Source organism: Microbacterium sp. AG157 (assembly GCF_003385695.1).
GTDB classification, from domain to species: Bacteria; Actinomycetota; Actinomycetes; order Actinomycetales; family Microbacteriaceae; genus Microbacterium; species Microbacterium testaceum.
This window is the reverse complement of sequence record NZ_QRDK01000001.1, coordinates 529867-551793: the sequence shown is the minus strand read 5'-3', so window position 1 is coordinate 551793 and position 21927 is coordinate 529867. Positions and strand designations below refer to the sequence as shown.

The window sequence follows — 21927 nt, the reverse complement described above, 5'->3', positions numbered from 1 at the left end:
TTTTGACCCTCCTCGACAAGAAACGCCGAAAAACGTGTGGGGGAGTCTACGAACGGTTCCACAGTGCGGTCCACGAACCGCCGAGCTCGCGGACGAGACCCCGGACGGTCGACAGCGACATCCCGACCACCGTGGAGGGGTCGCCCTCGACACGCTCGATGAAGGCGCCCCCGAGGCTGTCGACGGTGAAGGCCCCCGCCACGAGCAGCGGTTCGCCGCTGGCGACGTAGGCCGCGATCTCGTCCTCGTCGACGTCGCCGGCGAAGGTCACCGAGGCCTCCGCCACGGCGTGCGCCTCGCGCGGCGCGCTGCCGGGGGACAGGCGGAACACGCTGTGACCGGAGTGCAGCACGCCGGTGCGCCCGCGCATGTCGAGCCAGCGGGCGGTGGCGGCTTCCGGCGTGTAGGGCTTGCCGAGGATCTCGTCGCCGAGCGCGAACATCGAGTCGCCCCCGATGACGAATCCGTCGAAGTCCGGCTCCTCCGCGTGCAGTCGGCGCGCGACGTCTTCGGCCTTGCGGCGAGCGAGCAGCAGCACGTGCTCCGCCGCGGGAAGCCGCCGCCCCTCGGCGGCCTCGACCGCGGCGACCGCGGCCTCTTCGTCGACCTGAGGCGCGCGCGCTTCGGGCTCGATCCCCGCCTGCCGCAGCAGCATCAGACGGGCCGGAGAGGTGGATGCCAGACACACGCGCATGCGACAACGCTACCGACGCGCGGGCCCGGTCATGGCGCCCGGCTCGCTCCCGGTCGCATGTGACAGGCTCGGAGCATGCACGACGGCGACCTCATCGAACTCGACATCACCGGTATCGCCCACGGCGGTGTGTTCGTCGGCCGGCACGAGGGGCGCGTTGTCTTCGTCTCCGACACCCTGCCGGGCGAACGCGTCCGCGCGCGGCTGACCGATACGCGCAAGAAGGCCTTCTGGCGCGCCGAGGCCGTCGAGGTCGTGGATGCCGCGCCCGAGCGACGCCCGCACGTGTGGCGTTCGGCCGACATCGACGTGGATCCCGCGGAGCGCGTGGGCGGTGCCGAGTTCGGCCACGTCGAGCTGTCGCACCAGCGCTCGTTGAAGGAGCGCGTCGTGCGCGAGGCGATGGAGCGCGTGGGGCGCCTCGAGCTGCCCATCGATCTGCGTCCCGCCGGGGATGCGGATCACCCCGAGACCGCCGACGGAACGGGATGGCGCACCCGTGTGAGCCTGCACGTCGACGGTCAGGGCCGTGTCGGTGCGTACGCCGCACGCTCGCACCACGTCGTGGAGACGCCCGACCTGCCGCTCGCGACCGAGGCGGTCGCCCGTGCGGCCGCCGAGGTGCGCGCGGCAGCACGACCCGGGCGCATCGACCTCGTCCAGCCCGCCGACGGACGCGTCCGGGTCCTCGCGCGGCCCGACGGCGAGCGCTCGAGCGCCGCGCCCGAGGTCGTCGACGAGATCGTGGGCGAGCGCGTCTTCCGCGTCGACGCCGGGGGCTTCTGGCAGGTGCACCGCCTCGCCGCCCAGACCCTGACCACTCTCGTGAAGGCGGAACTCACCGCATCCGTGGGCGAACTCGACCCCGAGGCGACGCACCTCGACCTCTATGGCGGAGTCGGCCTCTTCGCCGCGTCCCTCGGCGAGCTGGGCGGGGCGTCCACGCGCGTCGTCAGCGTGGAGTCGGATCCCCGCGCGACGGAGCACGCCGGAGAGAACCTCGCCGAGTGGGTCGGCGCGCGCGCCGAGACGTCCCGGGTCGATCGGTATGTGCAGAACCTCGCCGCCAATGCCTCCGAGCGCGAGCGCGAACGCCTCACGCGCGGTGTCGTGCTGCTGGATCCGCCGCGTGCGGGTGCAGGGCGCGCGGCCGTGGAGGGTATCGCGGCCCTGTCTCCTTCGGCGGTCGTCTATGTCGCGTGCGATCCCGTCGCCCTCGCCCGTGATCTCGCGCTGTTCGCGGAACTCGGCTATCGGGCGGAGCGCGGCATCCGGGGCGTGGATCTCTTCCCGAACTCGCATCATGTCGAGGCCGTCACGGTCCTGCGCCGCTGACGCGCCGGACCGCGACATCGCTTCCGGCTCCGCACGCCCCCGCGCCGATACGATGTGACAATGACGCGCGTCGCCCTGATCGATGACCACGAGTCGGTCCGACTCGGGTTGGAGGCCGCGCTCGCGCGCACCGAAGCCACCGAGGTCGTCTTCTCGGGTGCGAACGTGGCCTCGTACCTGTCGTGGCGCCGGGCTGCGGCGGCGACTCCCGCCGACGTCGTCGTGCTCGATCTGACGCTCGGCGACGGGACGACGGTCTCGGAGAACGTCGACCGCGTCGTCCGCGACGGTTCGAGCGTGATCATCCACAGCGTCGCCGACCGCGCCGCCGCGGTGCGCGAGGCGCTCGCCGCCGGTGCCGCGGGGATCGTCAGCAAGTCGTCGCCGACGCACGAGGTGCTCGGTGCCATCAGTACCGTCGCCCGCGGCGAGGTGCTCGACAACGTGGAGTGGGCCAGCGCCGTCGAGGGCGATCGCGAGTTCGCCGACGCGCAGCTCTCGACCCGCGAACGAGAGGTTCTTCGTCTGTACGCCGCCGGCCTCCCGTTGAAGGCGGTGGCCGACAGACTGGGTGTCGCCTACTCCACCGCCAAAGAGAACATCACCCGCGTCCGCGTGAAGTACGTCGAGGTGGGGCGCCCGGCACCGACCAAGGTCGATCTGCTGCGCCGTGCCATGGAAGACGGCATCCTGCAGGACGCACCCGATGGCGCTCCCGGCCATGGCTGACACCCGCCGGTCCGTGCTCGACGAGGCGTGGGGACGCATCCCGCACACGCGTGAGGGGCAGGCGGAGCAGGGGGCGTTCACTCAGACGCGCATCGAGCGCGTCATCACGCTCATCGTGGGGCCGGGTTCGCTCGTGCTGGGCCTTCAGGCGTTCGTCGCCGCGTTCGGCCTCGGCGACGAGGCCGTGGGATGGCACACGCCCCTCGTCCTCGCGGTCTTCGTCCCCCTGATGGCCATGATCGTGGCCTGTACCGTGGGCCGGTTCGCGCGGGTGTTCTCGGGCGTTTTCGCGGTGGTCTTCCTGCTCGCCCTGGCGCTCTGGCCGATCGCGACATCCGGCGGCCCGACACCGGTGCCCACCGAGAATCCCTGGATCTTCTACCTCATCAACGTCGCCACCGTGGCGACCGTGGTCGCTTTTCCCCTCTCTTTGCAGATCGCGTGGACGGTCGCGGCCCCACTCCTGTTCGGCGTGGTCCGCCTGCTGCAGGCCGGTGGCCGCAGCGAGTTCTTCGTTCCGATCGCCCTCGACGTCTCGTTCGCCCTCATCCTGGGCAGCGTCCTGGTGACCCTCGGCTGGATGTACCGCTCCATCGCCGCGAACGTGGACCAGGCCCGCGCTTCGGCGGTGTCGAGCTACGCGGCGGCTGCCGCGACCGCCGCGACGGAGCACGAGCGCGTCGCCGTGGCGGCCCTCATGCACGACAGCGTGCTGGGGGCTCTGCTCGCGGCGGACCGCGCGACCACCCCTCGCGAGCGTACCCTCGCGGTCAGCATGGCGCGCGAGGCGCTCACGCGACTGGCCAACGCCGAGAAGGATTCGCTCGAGGGCAGCGACGAACCCGTGTCCGCCCTGCGACTGGCCGACGACATCGAAGCGGCCGCCGAGGACCTCGGTGTCGATCTGACCGTGATCCGCCACGTCGACGAGGGCACCCCGCACGTGCCGGGCCGCATCGCGCGTGCTCTCGTGCTCGCGGCGATGCAGGCGGTCGCCAACGCGGTCCAGCACGCCGACGCTCAGGGGCTCACCGTGCAGTTGACCGGCTACGCCTCTCCGGGAAGCGTCTCGGTGCGCGTGCGCGATACCGGACCCGGCTTCGACATCGCCTCGATACCGGCCGACCGTCTCGGCATCCGCGGTTCGATCAACGCCCGTCTCGCAGCCGTCGGCGGTCGCAGCGAGATCGACTCGCACGCTGGCGGAACCACCGTGACCCTCGAGTGGGAGAGCGGTGACCGCTGGTGACCGTTCGCTCCATCCTGTCGGTCATCGGTCTCGCCTTCACCGCCTATCTCGCCGCGCGCGGCCTCATCTGGACCTCGCCGGAGACCGTCGTGCGCGGATGGCTGATCGTCGCGGCCCTGGTGATCTATCTGCCCGTGACGTGGTTGTGGATCTTCGCGATCGGCGCGCGCGACCGGCGCGGACAGTCCTCGTCCGGGACGCGGGCACGGCTTCCCGCGTGGGGCGTCGCCCTCGCCCTCATCGTCGCGGTGGTCGTCTCGAACGCGTCGTTCCTCGCCGTGACCGAAGCCGGTCGTACGCAGCCGTTCGTCACCTGGGTGATCGGCGGGATCGGTGCACTCATGACCATCGTCATGGTGCGGCGACGCCCCATCGTCGCGTGGATCGGAATGCTCATCCTGGCGGTCTCCACCTCGTTCTGGCTCGGGCCGCTCCAGGCGCTCAGCCTCGGTCTTGTGGGCTCGATCGTCTGGGTCACGGCGGCGCAGCTGGTGACCATCGCCCTCGACCGTGCGGCCCGTGACGCCGAGCGCCTCGCCGAGCTCCAGCAGGCGGCATCCGCGTGGCAGGCCTCGCAGAGCGGCCGTCAGCGCGAGCGTCGACTCCACGTCCAGCGGGCGCTCCAGGCGGCGGGGCCGATCCTGGCCCGCACGATCGAGAACGGCGGCAACCTGCGCCCCGCGGACAAGCAGGCCGCCCGGCGCGCCGAGGCGAGCCTGCGCGACGAACTGCGCGGGAACCGGCTCCTCGACGACGGCGTCCGCGCCGAGATCGACGCCGCACGCCGCCGCGGCTCCGCGGTGAGCCTCTTCGACGAGGGCGGCCTCGAGGGGCTCGGCGCCGCCGACTTGAACGGCATCCGCGCCGAGCTGGCCGAGATCCTGCGCGAGGCGTTGTCGGAACGCGTGATCATCCGCACCTCGCCGCACCACGAGATCGCCGTCACGGTCGTGGGTCGCTCCGCCGCCGGCAGCGCCGGGGGAGACGACGACCAGGTCGATCTCTGGCGCGAGATCCGTCGCCCTCGCTGACCGCGATCCGGGGCGCGCCCCTTCGCCGACAACGGACGACTCGCCGACCCGGCGGTCGATGCGGCACCGTACGCGCGGCCGGCGGCGACGACGTGAGGGGGGGTCCGTCGACGCTGCCATGCCCTCCGCGGGGGAAGAGATGAGGGTGAGGGGCGGCGAATGCGCCTGCCCCTCACCCGTGCGAACGGTTACCCGAAAACCGTCCGCGCGGCCGAATCCGGCTCTAAGGAGCGGTCCGGCCGAACGCGTGATGCGTTCCAGCTCCTCCAGTATTCGGCAGTGTCCCCGAGTCGTCTGTAGGTATTTCGGGGGACATTCCGTACGGATGTCAGCCGGTGAAACCGTGCCACCCCGCGGTGCGGTTCAGCGGGGTCCGCAGACCCCGCGCCGACAGCTCCCAGCGTGAGCGCGGAACGTCGTCGGGAACGGTGGCGTCGGCCACCTCGCGCACGTACGCTTCACCGACCACGACGATCGCCGCAGCCAACTCCTCCTCGGTGGGCGTGCCGCGGACGACCTCCGCCACGAATGGGCGGGGGGCGTCGGCGTCGAGGGCGTCGCTCACAGCGGGATGTTCCCGTGCTTCTTCGCGGGCAGGCTGGCGCGTTTGTTGCGCAGGGCCCGCAGTGCCTTGGCGATCGAGACGCGGGTCTGCGCCGGCTCGATGATCCCGTCGAGCTCGCCGCGCTCGGCGGCCAGGAACGGGGATGCCACGTTGTACGTGTACTCGTTCGCGAGGCGCGTGCGGACGGCGGCGACGTCTTCGCCGGCCTCCTCGGCGCGCTTGATCTCGCCGCGGTAGAGGATGTTCACCGCACCCTGACCGCCCATGACGGCGATCTCGGCGGTGGGCCACGCGAGGTTGATGTCGGCCCCGAGCTGCTTGGAGCCCATCACGATGTACGCGCCGCCGTAGGCCTTGCGCAAAATCACGGTGACCAGCGGCACGGTGGCCTCGGCATACGCGTAGAGCAGCTTGGCGCCGCGGCGGATGACGCCGGTCCACTCCTGGTCGGTGCCGGGGAGGTACCCGGGCACGTCGACGAGCGTGACGATCGGCACCGAGAACGCGTCGCAGAACCGCACGAACCGGCTCGCCTTCTCGCCCGCGTCGATGTTGAGCGTGCCGGCCATCTGCGAGGGCTGGTTGGCGATGATGCCGACGGTACGCCCCTCGATGCGACCGAAGCCGATCACGATGTTCGGCGCGAACAGCGGCTGCACCTCGAGGAACTCCGCGGCATCCACGATCCCGTCGATCACGGTGTGGATGTCGTACGGCTGGTTGGGGGAGTCGGGGATGACCGTGTTCAGCGAGCGGTCGGCATCCGTCGTCTCGAACTCGAAGGGAGTGTCGTAGACGGGGATCTCGGCGAGATTGTTGTCGGGGAGGTAGCTGATGAGGCCCCGCGCGTAGTCGATCGCGTCGTCCTCGTCGTCGGCCAGATAGTGCGCGACGCCCGATCGGGTGTTGTGGGTGTGGGCTCCGCCGAGTTCTTCCATGCCGACGTCTTCGCCGGTGACGGTCTTGATCACGTCGGGGCCGGTGACGAACATCTGGCTGGTCTTGTCGACCATGATGACGAAGTCGGTGAGGGCGGGGGAGTACACCGCTCCTCCGGCGGCCGGGCCCATGATGATCGAGATCTGCGGGATGACTCCCGAGGCGGCGGTGTTCAGCCGGAAGATCTCGCCGTACTTGCCGAGCGCCACGACGCCCTCCTGGATGCGGGCGCCGCCCGAGTCCAGGATGCCGATGATCGGGATGCCGCTGCGCAGAGCCAGCTCCATCACCTTGATGATCTTGTCGCCGGCCACCTCGCCGAGAGAACCGCCGAACGTGGAGAAGTCCTGCGCGTAGACCGCGACGGTGCGGCCGTGGATCGTACCGGTTCCGGTCACGACGGAGTCGCCGTAGGGACGGGACTTGTCCATGCCGAAGGCGGTGGTGCGGTGGCGCACGTACTCGTCGAGCTCGACGAAGGAGCCGGGGTCGACCAGCATCTCGAGGCGCTCGCGGGCGGTGAGCTTGCCCTTCGCGTGCTGCTTGTCGCGTGCGGCGGCTTCGGCATCGACGACCGCCTCCTGGAACCTGCTGCGGAGGTCTGCGATCTTGCCGGCGGTGGTGAAGAGATCGGGCTGGTCGGTCACGCTTTCCACCCTAGCGATCGCATCGCCGCCCGCGTTGGAGGGTGCGCACAAGCGAATGCGCGGGGCGCTGTGGCATCCGCCTATCCCTCCGCGTGCATCCCGGCAGCGATGGACGCAAGTGGATGCCGTGGAGCGGACCCGTTCCCTAGGGTGTGCTCATGCCCATCCCCGCCGCCGGATACCCCCGAGCCGCCGCCCACAGCCCCCGCGTGCAGGTCGTCGAGACGACCGACTCCACCAACGCCGACGTGATCGCCGCGGTCACGGCCGACCCGGCCGGCTGGCCGCACCTCTCGCTGCTGGTGACCGACGACCAGCGCGCCGGGCGCGGGCGCCTCGACCGCACCTGGACCGCCCCGGCCGGGACGGCCCTCGCCGTCTCGGTGGTCGTCGACGCCACGATGATCCCCGCGGAGCAGCGCGGCTGGATCCCGCTCGCTGCGGGAGCGGCGATGACCCGCGCCGTGGGCGCCCAGCTCACGGGCCACGGTGGGACGGCCGAGCTGAAGTGGCCGAACGACGTGCTCGTCGACGGCGGCAAGATCTGCGGCATCCTGGCCGAGGTCGTCCCCGGTGCCCCCGACACCGTCGTCGTGGGGGCCGGGGTGAACACCCGCATGAGCCGAGCCGATCTCCCGGTGACGACCGCGACCTCGTTCGCGGCGATCGGCGCGGACTGCGACGACGACCGGCTGCTCGCCGACTATCTGGACGATTTCGGCAAGACCCTCGCGCGCCTCGTGCACGACGACGTCGAGCGCGTGCACCACGAGATCGAGAAGCTGTGCGCCACGGTCGGCAAAGAGGTGACCGTGGCCATGCCCGACGGTTCGGCGCTCCACGGCACCGCCGCGCGTCTCGACCGCGACGGTCGGCTCGTCGTCGAGTCCGGAACCATCGAGACCGTCGTCTCGGCCGGTGACGTGGTCCACGTGCGCTGACGGTGCCGCGCTCCGCGTGGCACCGGGGCGACCGGGCCCGCGCGTCGCACAATGAGAGCGTGACCCAGCCGTCGAACTCGATCGGGCGCCCGCGCACGCCGGCGCCGGGCACGGCCGCGCCCGAACTGCGCATCGCGCGCCTGCGCTCGCACGCGCGGCGACTCTTCTGGTCGGCCCTCGTGCTCATCGGCGTCGCGGGAGCGACCGCGTACTTCTACGACAACCTGCCGGCGCCGTACGAGAACTGGATGCTGCTGACGGCCGCGGGCGTGCTCGTGCTGCTGCTGGTGGTGATCCCGTATGCGGTGTGGCTGTCGCACACGTGGACCATCACCACGCGCCGCGTGATCGAGCGCTCGGGACCCTTCGGGGCGAACCGCCGCGAGATCTCGCACGTGCGCGGGTACGCGATCCAGATGCGCCGCGGCATCCTGCAGCGGCTGTGGGGGGCAGGGACCCTCTCGCTGTCGAACGGCGTGGAGCCGGCGCTGCGTATGAAGAACATCCCGCACGCGGTCCTCGTGCACGAGACGCTCGTCGATCAGGTCGAGGTCAACCAGATCCTCGCGCACCGCGACGCGCAGACCTTCGGCTCGGGGGCCGTCGGCGGGGTCTGAGCACCGACCTCGCGTCACCCCGGTACCCGGCTCGCGTCCCCGCGGGTGTCCAGACAGAATGGATGCCGACGGAAGGAGCGGCATGGCGCTGCGAGTCGGAGTGGTCGGTGGCGGACAGCTGGCGCGGATGATGATCGCGCCCGCCGTGGAGCTCGGGATCGAGATCCGTGTCCTCGCGGAGGACGAGGGCATGTCGGCGGCGCTCGCCGCCACGGCCGTCGGCGACTACCGCGACGACGAGACGGTGCTGGCCTTCGCCCGCGACGTGGACGTCATCACCTTCGACCACGAGCACGTTCCGCAGGACGTGCTGGCCGCCCTCGTCGATGCCGGCGTTGCGGTGCACCCCGGTCCCGCACCCCTCGGCGTCGCGCAGGACAAGCTGGTCATGCGCGCGAAGATGGCCGAACTCGGACTCCCGCAGCCCGACTGGGCGGCGGTCTCGACGGCATCCGAGCTGCAGGACTTCCTCGACGCTCATGGCGGTCGTGCCGTCGTGAAGACGCCGCGGGGCGGATACGACGGCAAGGGCGTGCGCGTGGTCTCGGCGGCGACCGAAGCCGATGACTGGTTCGCCGCTCTCTCCGAGGACGGCAACGGGGGTTCGTTGCTGGTCGAGGAGCTCGTCGACTTCACGCGTGAACTCGCCCAGCAGGTGGCCCGGCGCCCCTCGGGCGAGGTCCGCGCCTACCCCGTGGTCGAGACCGTGCAGCGCGACGGCGTGTGCGCCGAGGTCGTCGCCCCCGCTCCTCGCGCCGACGCGCGCGTGCAGCGCGTGGCCGCCGAGATCGGCGTCGCCGTCGCCGAGGGGCTCGGAGTCACCGGCATGCTCGCCGTCGAGCTCTTCGAGACGAGCGATGAGCGCATCCTCATCAACGAGCTCGCCATGCGCCCGCACAACAGCGGCCACTGGACGCAGGACGGCGCTGTCACCAGCCAGTTCGAGCAGCACCTGCGCGCGGTACTGGATCTGCCCCTCGGATCGACGGATGCCGTGGCCCCGTGGTCGGTCATGATCAACGTCCTGGGCGGTCCGACCGAGGGAACGCTCGACGAGCGCTTCGCCGCGGCCATGGCCGCGCACCCCTCCGCGAAGATCCACACCTACGGCAAGGCCCCGCGCCCGGGCCGCAAGGTCGGGCACGTCAACGTCGCAGGCAGCGACCTCGACGACGTCGTCTACGAGGGTCGCGCCGCCGCCGCGTTCTTCGACTGAGCGCGGCCAGTGAGCGCGCCGTTCCGAGATCTTCCAGCGAGTCGACCTACCCTGGACCGGTGACCCGGCCGCTGCATTCTTCCGAGACGCCCGTGGTCGGCGTCGTCATGGGCTCCGACTCCGACTGGCGCGTGATGAACGCCGCCAGCGAGGTGCTGACCGAGTTCGGCATCCCGCACGAGGTCGAGGTGGTCTCGGCCCATCGCACTCCCGACAAGCTCGTCCGCTACGGCCGTGATGCGCGTGCGCGCGGTGTGCGCGCCATCATCGCCGGGGCCGGCGGTGCCGCGCACCTCCCGGGCATGTTGGCCTCCGTCACCGCTCTTCCCGTCATCGGCGTGCCGGTGCAGCTGGCGACGCTCGACGGCCTCGACTCGCTGCTCTCGATCGTGCAAATGCCCGCGGGGATCCCCGTCGCGACCGTCTCGATCAACGGGGCCAAGAACGCGGGCCTCTTGGCGGCCCGGATCCTGGGCAGCGCCGACGCCGACCTCGCTGAGCGCGTCGAGGCCTATGCACGTGACCTCGAGGCGCAGGTCGAGGAGAAGAACCGACGTCTGAAGGATTCCCTATGACGCTCGCGGCCGCCCGCCCCCGCTCGAGGGCGCACGTCGTCGAGCAGCGTCCGATGCGCCACCCCGATGCCACGTCGTTGCCCGTGATGACGCGCCGCGGGTGGTGGCTCGTGGCACTGAACTTCCTGCTTCCCGGATCCGCCCAGGTGCTGGCCGGCAACAGGCGGCTGGGCCGGTTCGGTCTCGGAGCGACCCTGGCGATGTGGACGATCCTCGTGCTCACGGGCCTCGGGGCGCTTCTCATGCCCAGCGGCCTGTTCGCGCTGGCCACCGGGTCGTTCATCCCCGATTTCCTGTCGTGGTTCCGCCCCCTGCCGCTGACCCTCGTGCAGATCGCCCTCGTCGGCTATGTCGTGCTGTGGGTCGTGCTGACCATCGACACGCTGCGACTCGTTCGACTCGTGAAGGTCGGGCCCCTGTCTCGCGTGGCCATGGCGATCCTCTCCGTGGCCCTCCTCGTGCTCTCCGGATCGGGGGCGGCGTGGGCGGCCCAGGCGGCCGGGACGACGCGCGACGCCTTCTCGGAGCTCTTCGCGGAATCGGCACCCGTCGTGCCGCCATCCGACGGGTATTACAACATCCTCCTGCTCGGCGCCGACTCCGGTGAGGGACGGGACTCGATGCGCTTCGACAGCATCTCGGTCGTCTCGATCAACGCCGACACCGGCGCGACCACCATCACCGGCATTCCGCGCGACATGCCGCACTTCCCGTTCGCGCCGGGACCCATGCAGGACAAGTACCCGGACGGTCACACCGGCTATGCGAACGCGACCTGCGGCTGGGGGAGCGGAATCAACCAGCTCCGCACCGAGGTCGAGGTGTGCCAGGACGGCAACACGCTCTACCCGAACGCGGTGTCCCAGGGGTCCGAGCCTGGCATCGAGGCGACGAAGGATGCCGCCGAGGGGATCATGGGCATCCAGATCCCGTACTACGTGCTGATCGACATGAAGGGCTTCGCCGACCTCGTCGACGCGCTGGGCGGCGTCGACATCGACGTCAAGGAGCGTCTCCCCAAGGGCGGTCCCGCCTACGACGGCCAGCCGGTCGACGACTGGGCCTTCGGCTGGGTCGAGCCCGGCCAGCAGCACATGAACGGCGACACCGCGCAGTGGTACGCCCGCTCGCGCTACACGACGAGCGACTTCGACCGCATGCGCCGCCAGCGCGAGCTGCAGGAGGCCATCCTCGCGCAGACCACCCCGCAGAACGTGCTCACGCACTTCCAGGATGTCGCTGCCGCGGGCACCAACATCGTCCAGACCGACCTGCCCCAGGGGCTCATCGCCCCGACCCTGGTGAACCTGGCTCTCAAGGCCAAGGACCAGCCGGTCGGAACGCTCGAGCTGACGCCGGCGGGCGGCGTCGACGAGTTCGACCCGGACTATGCCCAGGTGCAGAAGATGGTGCGCGACAAGCTGCACCCGCCGACCGAGACGGAGGCGCCCTCCTCGTGACCGTGACCCTGCGCGTCGTGCTGGACCAGCTCGTCGCCCCGACCTCCCGCGACCTCGCCGAGGCCTCGGCCTCGCTGACCGAGGCCCTCATCGCCACTGCCCCCCGGGGCTGCGACGTGGGTGCCATCGTGCCCTCGCCGGGTATCGCCGACGATGAGGCCATCGCGGGTCTCAGCTCCGAGACGCGTCTGTCGATGCGCCGCCGCGAGCTCGCGGCATCCTGGCAGCTCGGGGTGGCTCCCGGCATCGGCAAGGGACTCATCCACTCGCCGACCCCGCTGGCGCCGCTCGTGCGCCACGATCGCGTGAACGAGACGCACCAGATCGTTGTGACCCTGTGGGATCTCCGGGCGTGGGAGAGCCCCGAGGAGCTGCCCAAGGCCGAGGTCCTCGCCGCTCGCGCGCTGCTGTCGCGGGTGGGTAAGCACGCCGACGCGGTCATCGTCCCCACTCACGCGATGGCGGAGCGCCTCGCGGAGGTCGCGAAATCCAAGCTCGTGAAGAAGGTTCGCGTGATCGGCGGTGCCCCCGCCGCGGGGCTGCGCGTGCCGTCGGACGCGGTGGGGCGCCTGCGCGCCCTCGATCTGCCGCAGACCTTCGTCGTCGCCGCCGGAGGGAGCGCGGCCTCCGACGCCCTCGACGTCGCCTTCTCCGCCGTGGTCGCCTCAGGCTGGGAGGGCGACGTCGTCGTCCTCGACGTTCCCGAGGGGGACGAACCGGCCATCGCCGACCTCGCCTCCGCCGCCGGCCTCGCCGAGGGACGCGTCCACGCCCGCGGCTCCCTCGACCGCTGGGACCGTGCGGCGGTGCTCTCGCACGCGACGGCCTTCGTGACGGCGTGCACCCGGGCCGATTGGCCGTGGCGGGCGGTCGACGCCCTCACGGTGGGTGTCCCCATCGCCGCCGTCGACACCCCCGTGCTGCGCGAGGTGCTGGCCGATGCCGCCGCTCTCGCTCCCTCCGACGGGCTCGGTGCCGCTCTCACCCGCGCCGTGGGTGAGGACGCCGAGCGCCTGCGCGTGCTGGCCGGCGACCGGGCGAAGGGATTCGCGTGGCGGGCCTCGGCCGAGCGGGTGTGGGCGCTGCACGCGGAGCTGTGACGCGGACGGCGGCTTCTACTATGGAGCCATGCAGCGTTCGCGCCTTCGAGGTCTGATCCGGCGCCTCCGCGAAGCCCGAGGGGCAGGTGCGATCGTGCGCGCCGCCGACCGCCTGTGGTGGTACCGCGTCATCTCGGCCTCGTCTCTCGTCGACACCGAGTACTACGCCGCGCAGCTGGGGCTGGGCCGGGTGCCGGCATCCCTCGCCATCGCCCACTACGTCTCGCGGGGATTCCGCCGCGGCATGAGCCTGAACCCGCTGTTCGACGACGTCGTCGCCGGGTGGGAGCTGCCCGAAGTCACGCGCGTTCCCGCCCTGTACGCGTACCTGGTGAACGAGCGCGAGACCATCTCGATCCACCCGTGGTGGGATGCCGTCACCTACGGGGCGGAGCGCGGTGGGCCGGGGCTCGAGGCGGCGTGGGCGAAGCCGAACGAGCAGCTGCAGGTGAGTGCTGCCGGTCACGAGTGGACCCTGACCGTCGCCGAGGTGCGTCGCCGTGCGATTTCGGCCGCGCGCCAGTGGCGTCGAGTAACGCGGACACGTCAGACCGCCCCGCCCCGCGACACCGCTCTCGTCCGCATCGTCCAGGCGCACGATCGTCGCTACGTGCGCAAGCTCGTCCAGGTCGCGCGTCGCGCCGACGAGTGCGACGTCCTCGTCCCTCTCGTCGACGTGGATGCCAGTCAGTGGGTGTCGACGGCTCTGCTCGCCGATCTCGTGCCCGGGGTGCGCGTGAGCGGTCACCGTCGGGGAACGAGCTGGCGGTCGGTCCTCGCGGCGGCGGTTCGGGGCCTATCGGCATCCACCGTTGTCGTTCTCGATCCCCGCGCAGAGTTCGACGACTCGCAGCTCGACGCGCTGATCTCGCAGGCGTCCGCGGGAGCGGCCGTGTGCGCGGCCCATCGCGCGGCCGATGGCACGATCGACGCGGTCGGGGCCGCCGACGTCGGCGGTGCGAGACCGTACGCCCTGTTGTCCGGCCTGCCGGGCGACGATCTGACGGGACTGCCCGAATCGGTCGACGTCCCTCTTCTCTCCGGCCGCACGTTCGCGATGCCCTCTGCGGTGCTGCGGCGCGCTCTCGACGACGTCGATGACGCAGAACCCGACGCCCTCTCGGCGATGTCGCGGACGGTGCGGGACGAACTACCCCTTCGCGCGCTGCCGCGGGTGTCTCCGGTGCTGGACGAACCCGCGTTCGCCTTCGCCCCGAAGCGTGCCGCACACCGCTCCGCGCGCCGAGCCGACGAGCGAGATCGCTCGCGGGCGGAGGATGTGCTCGAGGAAGCAGGGTTCCGCGTCGAGCGCTGGGCGGAGGCGGGTCAAGGCCACGTCGAGCCGGTCCTCAGCTGGATCAGGCCCCACCCCGGCGCTCGGCGCTGGGCGGTCAAGATGTGCGCTCCGGCCGGCAAGCAGGGCGCGGTCTGGGGCGACGCGCACTTCGCGCGGGGGCTCGCCAACGCTCTGCGCCGACTCGGCCACACCGTCGTCGTCGACGCCTACGACGCACGGGCGCGTTCGACGACCTCGGTCGATGACGTCTCGGTCGCCATCCGCGGGCCGTACGCATTCGAGGCGACGTCGACCGGTGTGAATCTCGAGTGGATCATCAGCCACCCCGACTCCCTCACCCGCGAAGAGGCGGCGGGGTTCGACCGCGTCTTCGCCGCGTCACGCGGCTGGGCCGAGCGTGCGGGGCGTCGATGGGGCCTCGAGATCGAGACGCTGCTGCCGTGCACCGACACCGACGTCTTCCACCCCCGTGGCCTGCCGCGCGACGAAGACATCGTCTTCGTCGGCAAGACTCGCGGGGCGGTTCGCCCGAGCGTGGTCGAGCCCGTGAAGGCCGGGATTCCCGTGCGCGTCTACGGACCCGATTGGGCGCACTTCGTGCCCGCCTCGTCGATCGCCGCCAAGTCCATCGCGCACGAGCGTCTCGCTGAGCGCTACGAAACGGCATCCATCGTCCTGAACGATCAGTGGCCCGACATGCAGCGGGAGGGGTTCATGACCCTGCGCCCGTTCGATGTCGTCGCGGTGGAGGGCCGCCTCGTGTCCGAGCCCGTCGAGGGTCTCGAGGACCTCTTCGAGGGAGCGGTTGTCACGTATCGCGACACCGAGCACCTCGTCGAGATGCTTTCGGGCCCGGCCGACGATCTCTTCCCCGACGCCGATCGGCTTCGGAGGATCGCCGCGCGCGTGCGTGAAGAGCATTCCTTCGATGCACGAGCCGTCGTTCTCGACCGAGTGGCGCGCGAGATCGCCGCTCGCGGCCGCTGACACGGGCGGGACTCGGCCGCACCCCTATGCTCGGACCCATGCCTTCTCGCGTGGGAATCGTCGTCCGCACTCGCAGGCGCCCCGATTTTCTTCGGCGGGCCCTTGCAGACATCTCGGCGCAGACGTTCCGCGACTACCGCGTCGTGGTTGTGAACGACGGGGGAGTCCCCGACGAGGTCGAAGCAATAGTCGCTGCCTCCGACGTACGAGACGCCGTGCAGGTCCGCCACATCGCGGAGGGTGAGGGCGGCCGGTGCATCGCCGCGAACGCCGGCGTCCGCGACGCCGGGACGGATCTCGTCGTGCTCCACGACGACGACGACCGCTGGCATCCGGAATTCCTTTCTCGCACCACGGCGTGGCTCGAGGGTCATCCCGGAGCCCCCGCCGTCGCCGTCCCGACCGAGATCGTCTACGAGGAGCGGCGCGGCGGCACCTGGACCGAGGTCGGCCGGGCCCCCTTCTGGGCGGGGATGCAGCGCATCTCGCTCGGCGAGATGATGAGCGTCAACCGCGCGGTCCCGATCTCGGTGCTCTACCGCCGCTCGATCCACGACGAGATCGGGTGGTACGACGAGTCCCTCGACGCGGTCGAGGACTGGGACCTGTACCTGCGCATCCTCCGCAGCGGCGAGATCGGTTTCCTCCCCGGCGAGGCGCTGGCTTTCTGGACGCAGAGACCGGATGCCACGGGCCTCGACGCCAACAGCATGTTCGCGCTCACCGAGGAACACGCCGTCGACGACGCACGCGTTCGCGACCGCGCGCTCGCGGACTGGGTGGGCCGCGAAGGAGAGGGCCTTCCGCTGTACATGGCCGCCCTGCAGGCGGAGCTCAAGGCGCACGTCGACATGCGCCTCGAAGAGGCCGCGGGGCGGTTGCGGGCGGATATCCGAGAGGACCTGCGCCACGAGATCGACTCCCATCAACCGTTCTGGTCGCGCCTGCGGAGTCTTCGACGACGGGTCGGCCGTCGGTAACGAGCTGATGTCGCGCGGCGTGGGCGGGTGCATGTTCGGGATGCCGCACGCATAATGTTGGCGTGAAGAACGCCATCGACGCTGCCGTACCGTCCTCCCTTCGGCGCGCGCGCGTCGTGCTGCCCGTTCTGCTCGTCGCCGGGGTGCTGGCGTTCTCCGGGTGCGCGAGTACATCAGGATCCGCGACCCCGAGCCCGACCGAGACGGCGGCGTCGGCGACCCCGACCGCCTCCCCGACATCGAGCGAGGCGCCCTCCCCGACGACGGCTCCCACCGCCGGCGGCTCCGATGCGACGGACGCGCCGTTCAACGGCCAGATCCTCATCATCACCTCCGAGGTGCGTGACGGTGCCCTGCAGGTCTCCGCCATGGTCCCGGGGGTATCCGAGTCCGGTGGCACGTGCACACTCACCCTGGTGTCGACGGGGGCCAAGGTCGAGTCCACCGCGAACGAGGGCAAGGACGTCACCTACTGCGGTCTGATGTCGATCGCCGTCGGAGACTCATCGGCCGACCCTGCCTTCCAGGTCGCGTATTCCTCCCGCACCACTTCGGCGAAGTCCGCGGTGACGACTGTCGAGCCGACCTCGTGATCCGACCGAATCGCCGCCGCCGTGTGGCGGCGATCATCGCGGCGTGGGCGTGCGGGCTCGCGCTCCTTGTGGCCGCTCCGATCGCGCTGCCCGCCACCGTCGCGCCGGTCGACTCCGCCGCCGCGGCCGACGCGTCCGATTGGAACGCCGGCAACATCATCGACGACGCCGTCTTCTACGACGGCAACGCCATGGGCTCGCCCGAGATTCAGGCGTTCATGGAGCGTCAGGTCCGCAACTGTCAGTCGGGTTACACCTGCGTCAAGGACTACCGGCAGAACACCGACAATCGACCCGTAGACAAGTATTGCAACGGGTACGCGGGGGCCGCGAACGAGAGCGCCTCGACGATCATCGACAAGGTCGCCCGATCGTGCGGGATCAGCCAGAAGGCGCTTCTGGTCTTGCTGCAGAAGGAGCAGGGCCTCATCACCTCGACCGCGCCGTCTTCCTGGAACTACTCGGCAGCGACCGGACAGGGCTGCCCGGACACCGCGCCCTGCGACGCGGCGACCGCGGGATTCTTCTACCAGGTGTACTACGCCGCGCGTCAGTTCGAGGTCTACCGGCTGAACCCGACCTGGTGGGGCTACCAGTCGGGGCGTTGGAACAACATCCTCTACAACCCGAACGGCGGCTGCGGCACGCAACGCGTGTACATCGAGAACCAGGCGACGGCCGGGCTCTACATCTACACGCCCTACGTGCCGAACCAGGCGGCCCTCAACAACCTCTACGGCACCGGTGACGGCTGCTCCGCGTACGGCAACCGCAACTTCTGGCGCACGTTCACCGACTGGTTCGGGTCGACGCGCGTTCCGAGCAACCCGAACGGCCCCTTCGGGTCTCTCGAGGCCGTGACCGCCGTCCCCGGCGGATTCCGAGTGGCCGGGTGGACCATCGATCCCGACAGCGCCGCCTCCCTCGACATCCAGGTCTCCGTCGAGGGTACGGTGACTACCTTCCGGGCCGACACCGCTCGCCCCGACGTGGGTGCGTCGTACCCCGACAAGGGAGCGAATCACGGATTCTCCGTGGTCGTCCCCGCCGCGGCTGTCGGCGACAACAACGTCTGCGTGACCGGCGTGAACGTCGGTCAGGGCAGCGACGCGCGCATCGGTTGTGCGAAGGTGACCGCCCTGGCGGGATCGCCGATCGGCTACGTCGAGGCGGTGACGGCGGTCCAGGGGGGCATCTCCGTGGCCGGGTGGGCGCTCGATCCCGATTCGACCTCGTCCATCGACGTGCACGTCTACGTCGACGGCGTCGGTTCGATCACGACCGCGAATCTCTCCCGCCCGGATGTCGCCTCGGCATACCCCGCGTACGGAGCGGCGCACGGGTTCAGTCGAGTCGTCGCCGCCGCGCCGGGAACGCGCAACGTGTGCCTCTATGCGATCAACACCGGACTGGGTGACAACACGCAACTCGGGTGTCGGAACGTCGACGTCGGGGCGCCGGTCGATCGCGGAAGAGCGCCGATCGGTGCGTTCGACGCGGTCACGGTGGACGGCGCGAACATGACCATCAGCGGCTGGGCGATCGACCCCGACACCGCGGCACCCGTCGAGACCCGCGTCACGGTGACGAACTACCCGCAGATCTCCGTTCGCGCGGATGCGAATCGCCCCGACGTCGGCGCCGCTTACCCTATGTACGGCCCCGCTCACGGGTTCGTCACCACCGCCACGGTCATGGGCGGGACGTACACGGTCTGCGTCACGGCGGTGAACACCGGCGCCGGCGGCGATTCGTCGCTGGGGTGCAAGACCATCACGGTCCCCGTGCCCGATCTCGGCCGCGCGCCCATCGGCTACCTCGACGGCGTCTCCGTCACCGGCAACACGGTGCGGGTCAGCGGTTGGGCTCTGGACCTCGACACGACGTCGCCGATACAGGTCCACATCTACGTCGGCAACGCGGGAGTCGCCTACCGCGCCGACGGCGCGCGTCCGGACGTCGGGGCCGCCTACCCGCTTCAGGGGCCCACTCACGGCTTCGATCAGACCATGACGGCCCCCGTGGGACAGTCATCCGTCTGCGTCTACGGCATCAACAACGGTGCCGGCGGTAACGCCCTCATCGGGTGCCGGACGATCACCGTCGCCGACCACACGAGACCTCCGATCGGCAACCTCGAGTACGTCGGCGTATCAGGACGCTCCATCGTCGTTGCGGGATGGGCGTTCGATCCGGACACGACGTCGCCCATCGATGTGCACGTCTACATCGACGGCGTCGGTCGTCCCATCCGCGCCGATGCCTCTCGTCCGGATGTCGCAGCCGCCTACCCCGGCACGGGCAGCCAGCACGGCTTCACGAGCACTTTCACCTCGACGAGCGGCTCTCACACTGTCTGCGTGTACCCGATCAACGACGTGACGGGACCGAACACGTTCCTGGGCTGCCGCACGGTGACGATTCCCTGACCGCAGCGATGACGAAGGCCGTCGGCCCTTCCGGGGCGACGGCCTTCGTCATGGCGGAGGGGTGATCAGCCGCCGAGGTAACGGACCAGCGACTCGTCGCCGTCGCGCGGTTTGAACCCCGTCGCGCGCAGACGGTCGAGCGCCAGCGTGCTGATCCGGGGACGGGGGGCGACCGGTGACGTCGCCGCGGAGAAGTACTCGTTCGTGGTCACACCCGTGACCTTCGACGGGTCGTGAGCGGTAAGCTCGAACACCCGCCGCGCGATGTCCGCCCAGCTCACCTCGGGGCCGTCGCTCGTCGTGTTGTAGGTGCCGTAGGGCGCCCCGGTGTCGAGCAGGTGGCGCACGGCGCGCGCGATCTCACCGGTGAAGCTGAGACGACCGCGCTGGTCGTCGACCACGCGCGGGCTGATCCCCCGCTCGGCCAGCGAAGCCATGGTACGGACGAAATTCGCGCCGTCCCCGATCACCCAGCTCGTGCGTACGATGTAGTGCTTCGACACGGCGGACACGATCGCGTCGCCGGCCGCTTTGGTCTGGCCGTAGACGCTGAGCGGCGAGAAGGGGGCGTCCTCCGTGTAGCCCCCGCTCTCGCGCCCGTCGAAGACGTAGTCGCTCGACACGTGGACGAGGGTGACACCGTTCGCCTCGGCGACGCGGGCCAGGCTCGCGACGGCGGTGACGTTCGAGGCCCATGCCTCGACGCGCCCCTCGGGAGTCTCGGCCGCGTCGACCTTCGTATACGCGGCGGCGTTGATGATGGTGCCGTAGTCGCGCCACCGGCGCGCGGCATCCAGGTCGGGGGACGTGAGATCGAGATCGTCGCGTGCGGCGTACTCGATCCACGGGTGCTCACCGAACTCGGCGCGCAGTGCGCGGCCCAGCTGGCCGTTCGCGCCGGTGACGAGGATCTTCTTCGGCGGCATGGGCACCACATCCGTCAGGCGGGGGTGCGCCTTGTCTTTCGCGCTGATCTCGACGTCGGAGAGGGGGATCGGCCACTCGATACCGGACGTCTCGTCGGCGAGGTTCAGGAACGTGTACGTGGCGTCGGGCGACCAGTGATCGTTCACGAGGTAGGTGTACGCGGTGTCGGCTTCGAGGGTCTGGTACGAGTTGCCGACTCCGCGCGGAACGAAGATCGCCGTCGACGGGTCGAGCTCGGTCGTGAACACGGCGCCGAAGGTCTCGCCCTCGCGGAGGTCGACCCACGCGCCGAAGATGCGCCCGGTCGCGACCGAGACGTACTTGTCCCAGGGTTCCGCATGGATGCCGCGGGTCGTGCCCACGGCGTCGTTGAACGAGACGTTGTTCTGCACCGGACCGAAGTCGGGCAGATCGATTCCGGCCGCGGTCATCTTCTCGCGCTGCCAGTTCTCTTTGAACCATCCTCGTGCGTCGCCGTGGACGGGCAGATCTAGGACGACGAGACCCGGGATGGGCGTCTCTCGGACGGACAGGGACTTGCCGAAGGCGATCGACACCGCGGTCACTGCCCCTTGCTCGCGTAGAACGCCTCGACGCCGTCCTTGGTGGGTGCCCACCATGCTTCGTTCTCGCGGTACCAGTCGATGGTTGCGGCGAGACCCGACTCGAAGTCGCCGTACGTGGGAGTCCAGCCGAGTTCCGTGCGGAGCTTGGTCGAGTCGATCGCGTACCGCATGTCGTGGCCGGGGCGGTCGGTGACGAGATCGTAGGCGTCGGCGGGCTGACCGGTGATCTGGAGGATGAGTTCGACGACGCTCTTGTTGTCCTTCTCGCCGTCCGCGCCGATCAGATACGTCTCGCCGATCTCGCCCTTGTCGAGGATGGCGAGGACGGCCGAGGAGTGGTCGTCGGCGTGAATCCAGTCGCGGACGTTCTCGCCGGTGCCGTACAGCTTCGGGCGGATGCCGCGGAGCACGTTCGTGATCTGGCGGGGGATGAACTTCTCGACGTGCTGGTAGGGGCCGTAGTTGTTCGAGCAGTTGCTGATGGTGGCGCGGACGCCGAACGAGCGCACCCACGCGCGCACCAGAAGGTCGGACCCGGCCTTGGTCGATGAGTACGGCGACGAGGGGTTGTACGGCGTCTGCTCGGTGAAGCGCGCCGGGTCATCCAGCTCGAGGTCGCCGTAGACCTCGTCGGTCGAGATGTGGTGGAAGCGCACGTCGTGGTGACGGGCGGCCTCGAGCAGCGTGTAGGTGCCGATGATGTTCGTGTCGAGGAACGGGCGCGGGTCGTGCAGGGAATTGTCGTTGTGCGACTCGGCGGCATAGTGGACGACGGCATCGGCTTCAGCCACGAGCGGGTCGACGACGGCCGCATCGGCGATGTCGCCCACCACGAGGCGGACGCGGTCGGCGGGCAGCCCCTCGAGGGAGGCGCGGTTGCCGGCGTAGGTCAGCTTGTCGAGCACGGTCACCGTGTGATCCGTGTGCGCGATGACGTGGTGCACGAAGTTGGAACCGATGAAACCGGCGCCACCGGTCACGAGAAGACGACTCATGCGGTCAAGGTTAGCGGGCCGGGGGTCTTCGTCCCGTGGCCTCGGATTGGCGCCT

At 70.3% G+C, this 21927-nt stretch carries 19 protein-coding genes; 14 read left to right on the top strand and 5 right to left on the bottom strand.

From position 1 onward, the window contains the following. Window positions 1-46: 46 nt before the first annotated feature. The gene (locus DEU35_RS02655) at window positions 47-694 is read right to left on the bottom strand and encodes a nucleoside triphosphate pyrophosphatase (protein ID WP_116238534.1); all 648 of its coding nucleotides are present in this window, start codon (window positions 692-694) and stop codon (window positions 47-49) included. Window positions 695-769: 75 nt separating this feature from the next. On the opposite strand from DEU35_RS02655, the gene DEU35_RS02650 reads away from it, so the two are divergent. Genes DEU35_RS02650 through DEU35_RS02635 form a run of 4 tightly spaced genes read left to right on the top strand, consistent with a single transcriptional unit; the run spans window position 770 to window position 5038 of the window. Then, window positions 770-2029, top strand: a complete 1260-nt coding sequence (locus tag DEU35_RS02650) for a class I SAM-dependent RNA methyltransferase (RefSeq protein ID WP_116238533.1) — start codon at window positions 770-772, stop codon at window positions 2027-2029. A gap of 60 nt (window positions 2030-2089) precedes the next feature. Continuing rightward, on the top strand, window positions 2090-2758 hold the full coding sequence (locus DEU35_RS02645; protein WP_103206532.1) for a response regulator transcription factor: 669 nt from the start codon (window positions 2090-2092) through the stop codon (window positions 2756-2758). Continuing rightward, window positions 2751-4007, top strand: a complete 1257-nt coding sequence (locus DEU35_RS02640; RefSeq protein WP_258873306.1) for an ATP-binding protein — start codon at window positions 2751-2753, stop codon at window positions 4005-4007. Before DEU35_RS02645 ends, DEU35_RS02640 begins: the two co-directional genes overlap by 8 nt. Next, window positions 4004-5038 (top strand): hypothetical protein, encoded by a 1035-nt coding sequence (locus tag DEU35_RS02635; RefSeq protein WP_103206531.1) that lies wholly within the window; start codon window positions 4004-4006, stop codon window positions 5036-5038. Before DEU35_RS02640 ends, DEU35_RS02635 begins: the two co-directional genes overlap by 4 nt. Before the next feature lie 328 nt (window positions 5039-5366). Here the strand turns inward: DEU35_RS02635 and DEU35_RS02630 are convergent, their stop codons facing one another. After that, the gene (locus DEU35_RS02630; protein WP_116238532.1) at window positions 5367-5603 is read right to left on the bottom strand and encodes an acyl-CoA carboxylase subunit epsilon; all 237 of its coding nucleotides are present in this window, start codon (window positions 5601-5603) and stop codon (window positions 5367-5369) included. After that, a complete protein-coding gene (locus DEU35_RS02625; protein WP_373458845.1) occupies window positions 5600-7189 on the bottom strand; it encodes an acyl-CoA carboxylase subunit beta in 1590 nt (529 codons plus the stop codon). The genes DEU35_RS02630 and DEU35_RS02625 overlap by 4 nt, the downstream gene beginning before the upstream one ends. A gap of 158 nt (window positions 7190-7347) precedes the next feature. On the opposite strand from DEU35_RS02625, the gene DEU35_RS02620 reads away from it, so the two are divergent. The 10 genes from DEU35_RS02620 (at window position 7348) to DEU35_RS02575 (ending at window position 19384) form a co-directional block, all read left to right on the top strand. Next, the gene (locus DEU35_RS02620; protein WP_116238888.1) at window positions 7348-8130 is read left to right on the top strand and encodes a biotin--[acetyl-CoA-carboxylase] ligase; all 783 of its coding nucleotides are present in this window, start codon (window positions 7348-7350) and stop codon (window positions 8128-8130) included. Window positions 8131-8189: 59 nt separating this feature from the next. After that, complete coding sequence (locus DEU35_RS02615; protein ID WP_103206528.1) at window positions 8190-8747, top strand: PH domain-containing protein; 558 nt, start codon at window positions 8190-8192, stop codon at window positions 8745-8747. 82 nt (window positions 8748-8829) lie between these two features. Further along, on the top strand, window positions 8830-9963 hold the full coding sequence (locus DEU35_RS02610; protein WP_116238530.1) for a 5-(carboxyamino)imidazole ribonucleotide synthase: 1134 nt from the start codon (window positions 8830-8832) through the stop codon (window positions 9961-9963). Between the two features lie 107 nt (window positions 9964-10070). Beyond that, on the top strand, window positions 10071-10538 hold the full coding sequence (gene purE / locus DEU35_RS02605) for a 5-(carboxyamino)imidazole ribonucleotide mutase (RefSeq protein WP_116238887.1): 468 nt from the start codon (window positions 10071-10073) through the stop codon (window positions 10536-10538). Beyond that, complete coding sequence (locus DEU35_RS02600) at window positions 10535-11998, top strand: LCP family protein (RefSeq protein ID WP_116238529.1); 1464 nt, start codon at window positions 10535-10537, stop codon at window positions 11996-11998. The genes purE and DEU35_RS02600 overlap by 4 nt, the downstream gene beginning before the upstream one ends. Next, the gene (locus tag DEU35_RS02595; protein WP_116238528.1) at window positions 11995-13098 is read left to right on the top strand and encodes a glycosyl transferase; all 1104 of its coding nucleotides are present in this window, start codon (window positions 11995-11997) and stop codon (window positions 13096-13098) included. The genes DEU35_RS02600 and DEU35_RS02595 overlap by 4 nt, the downstream gene beginning before the upstream one ends. 28 nt (window positions 13099-13126) lie before the next feature. Continuing rightward, a complete protein-coding gene (locus tag DEU35_RS02590; RefSeq protein WP_116238527.1) occupies window positions 13127-15382 on the top strand; it encodes a glycosyltransferase in 2256 nt (751 codons plus the stop codon). A 38-nt stretch (window positions 15383-15420) separates the two neighbouring features. Then, a complete protein-coding gene (locus DEU35_RS02585; protein ID WP_116238886.1) occupies window positions 15421-16362 on the top strand; it encodes a glycosyltransferase family A protein in 942 nt (313 codons plus the stop codon). 62 nt (window positions 16363-16424) lie between these two features. Continuing rightward, the gene (locus DEU35_RS02580) at window positions 16425-16955 is read left to right on the top strand and encodes a hypothetical protein (protein WP_116238526.1); all 531 of its coding nucleotides are present in this window, start codon (window positions 16425-16427) and stop codon (window positions 16953-16955) included. After that, a complete protein-coding gene (locus tag DEU35_RS02575) occupies window positions 16952-19384 on the top strand; it encodes a hypothetical protein (protein ID WP_147301816.1) in 2433 nt (810 codons plus the stop codon). Before DEU35_RS02580 ends, DEU35_RS02575 begins: the two co-directional genes overlap by 4 nt. A gap of 65 nt (window positions 19385-19449) precedes the next feature. Here the strand turns inward: DEU35_RS02575 and DEU35_RS02570 are convergent, their stop codons facing one another. Together DEU35_RS02570 and rfbB are read right to left on the bottom strand one after the other, a co-directional pair. After that, window positions 19450-20868 (bottom strand): bifunctional dTDP-4-dehydrorhamnose 3,5-epimerase family protein/NAD(P)-dependent oxidoreductase, encoded by a 1419-nt coding sequence (locus DEU35_RS02570; RefSeq protein ID WP_116238885.1) that lies wholly within the window; start codon window positions 20866-20868, stop codon window positions 19450-19452. A 5-nt stretch (window positions 20869-20873) separates the two neighbouring features. Beyond that, window positions 20874-21872, bottom strand: a complete 999-nt coding sequence (rfbB, locus tag DEU35_RS02565; RefSeq protein ID WP_116238524.1) for a dTDP-glucose 4,6-dehydratase — start codon at window positions 21870-21872, stop codon at window positions 20874-20876. Between the last annotated feature and the right edge of the window lie 55 nt (window positions 21873-21927).